Annotated in this window: 1 protein-coding gene; it reads left to right on the forward strand. The window is 73.9% G+C overall.

What is annotated here, in order from left to right; translation table 11 throughout:
* A partial coding sequence (locus K1Y72_RS35800) for a type I polyketide synthase (protein WP_372453072.1) occupies nt 1–1,894 on the forward strand: 1,894 nt, incomplete at both ends.

Below are 1,894 nucleotides of genomic sequence, written 5' to 3' on the forward strand. Positions count from 1 at the left end.
GGTCTTCACCGGGCTGATGTTCCACGACTACCGCGACAATCTCGCGAGCCTCCCGGAGGGACTCGAAGGCTACTTCGGCATCGGCAACTCCGGCAGCGTCGCGTCGGGCCGCGTGGCGTACACGCTGGGGCTGGAGGGTCCGGCGGTGACGGTGGACACGGCGTGCTCGTCGTCGCTGGTGGCGCTGCATCTGGCGGCGCAGTCCCTGCGGTCGGGGGAGTCGTCGCTGGCGCTGGCCGGAGGCGTCGCCGTGATGGCGACCCCGGAGGTCTTCATCGACTTCTCGCGGCAGCGCGGCCTCGCGCCGGACGGCCGTTGCAAGGCGTACGCCGACGCCGCCGACGGAACGGGCCTCGCGGAAGGCGTCGGCGTGCTGGTCTTGGAACGCCTGTCGGACGCGCGCCGTAACGGGCACGAGGTGCTGGCGGTGGTGCGGGGTTCGGCCGTGAATCAGGACGGGGCGTCGAACGGGCTGACCGCGCCGAACGGTCCGTCGCAGGAGCGTGTCATCCGGCAGGCTCTCGCGAACGCGGGCCTGACGAGCGCGGACGTCGACGCGGTCGAGGGGCACGGGACGGGTACGCGGCTGGGCGACCCGATCGAGGCCCAAGCCCTGCTGGCGACCTACGGCCAGGACCGGCCGGACGATCAGCCGCTCTGGCTGGGCTCCCTCAAGTCCAACATCGGGCACACCCAGGCCGCCGCCGGGGTGGCCGGCGTCATCAAGACCGTCCAAGCCCTCCGCAACGGCGTGCTGCCCGCGACCCTGCACGTGGACGCGCCGTCGTCCAAGGTCGAGTGGGCGACGGGCGCCGTCCGCGTCCTGACCGAGGCGATCGCCTGGCCTGCGGCGGACCGGCCGCGCCGGGCCGGGGTGTCGTCGTTCGGCGTGAGCGGCACCAACGCCCACGTCGTCCTCGAAGCGGCCGCCGAGGAACCGCCGGAAGCGCCCGCCGAGGCTCCTGGAGCGGTGCCCTGGCTGCTCTCGGCTCGCACGGCGGACGGACTGCGGGCCCAGGCCGACCGGCTCGCGGCGTTCGTCCGCGACCACGACGACCTCACGCCGGCCGAGATCGGGCACGCCCTGGCCACCGCGCGGGCGACGCTGGAGCACCGCGCGGTCGTGGTGGCCGGCGACCGTGCCGAAGCGACCGCCGGTCTGGCGGCCGTCGAGCCGCTCGGCCCGGCCGAAATCGAGGGCCGGACGGTGTTCGTGTTCCCCGGGCAAGGCGCGCAGTGGAGCGGGATGGGGGTGGCCCTGGCCGAGTCCTCCCCGGTGTTCGCCGCTGCCCTGTCCGAAGTCGAGGCGGCGCTGCGCCCGCACGTCGACTGGTCGCTCGCCGACGCGTTGCGCGGCCCGCTCGACCGTGTGGACGTCGTGCAGCCGGTGTCGTTCGCGGTGAACGTGGCGCTGGCGCGGTTGTGGGAGTCGTTCGGCGTCCGTCCCGACGCCGTCGTCGGCCATTCACAAGGCGAGATCGCCGCCGCCCACATCGCGGGCGCCCTCTCCCTGGAGGACGCGGCGCGAGTGGTCGCGTTGCGCAGCCAGGCCATCGCCCGCGGCCTGGCGGGCCGGGGCGGCATGGCCTCGATCGCGCTACCGGCCGACGACGTCACCGTCCGCCTGGCCCTCGGCCTGGAGATCGCGGCGGTCAACGGACCGGCGTCGGTGGTTGTGGCGGGGGACCCCACCGCCCTGGACAAGCTGATCGCGACTCTGGACGCCGAGGGCGTACGCGCCCGCCGCATCGCCGTCGACTACGCCTCCCACACCTCCCACGTCGAATCCATCAAGGACGAGCTGGCCGACCTCCTGTCCGGCATCACCCCGCACCCAGCCCGCGTCCCCTTCTTCTCCACCGTCGAAGCGCGCTGGCTGGACACCACCCATCTC

It is taken from the genome of Actinomadura parmotrematis, from assembly GCF_019458805.1.
GTDB classification, from domain to species: domain Bacteria; phylum Actinomycetota; class Actinomycetes; order Streptosporangiales; family Streptosporangiaceae; genus Spirillospora; species Spirillospora parmotrematis.